The sequence below is a fragment of the Mediterraneibacter sp. 210702-DFI.3.120 genome (genome assembly GCF_020561005.1).
In the GTDB taxonomy this organism is placed as follows: Bacteria; Bacillota; Clostridia; order Lachnospirales; family Lachnospiraceae; genus Mediterraneibacter; species Mediterraneibacter faecis.
In genome coordinates this window covers 1-458 of the sequence record NZ_JAJCNG010000083.1, presented here as the reverse complement: position 1 = coordinate 458, position 458 = coordinate 1, and the positions used below count along the sequence as shown (strand labels likewise).

The window sequence follows — 458 nt, the reverse complement described above, 5'->3', positions numbered from 1 at the left end:
AAGAAAAAGGAGACAATAAAAATGGCAAAAGTAAAAACATTCAAGACAATTTTCCCTGCAGTATCAGTACCGCTTAACGATGACTATTCTATCAACGAACCAGAATTCAGAGCATACTTAAGATGAATCAAAACATTCTACGGAAAAGGAATGGACGGACTTGTATGTAACGGACATACAGGAGAGATTACAGGGCTTACAAGAGCAGAGAGAAAACGTGTTGTAGAGATCTGTGCAGAAGAGTGTGGAGACGTTATGACAATCATCTCCGGTGTTAACTGCGAGAACACAGCAGAGTCTATCGAGATGGCAAAAGAAGCGAAAGAAGCAGGAGCTGACGGAATTCTTCTTATGCCACCACATATGTGGCTGAGATTCGGTATGAACCCGGATGCACCGTTCGAGTATGTAAAAGATGTTGCAGAGGGAGCTGACATCGACATCATCATCCACCTGTA

1 protein-coding gene is annotated in these 458 nt (G+C 42.6%); it reads left to right on the top strand.

Annotation, left to right across the window (positions count from 1 at the left end):
- Positions 1-150: 150 nt before the first annotated feature.
- The coding region (locus LI162_RS15295) for a dihydrodipicolinate synthase family protein (RefSeq protein ID WP_227156880.1) at positions 151-458 on the top strand (308 nt) is incomplete at its 3' end.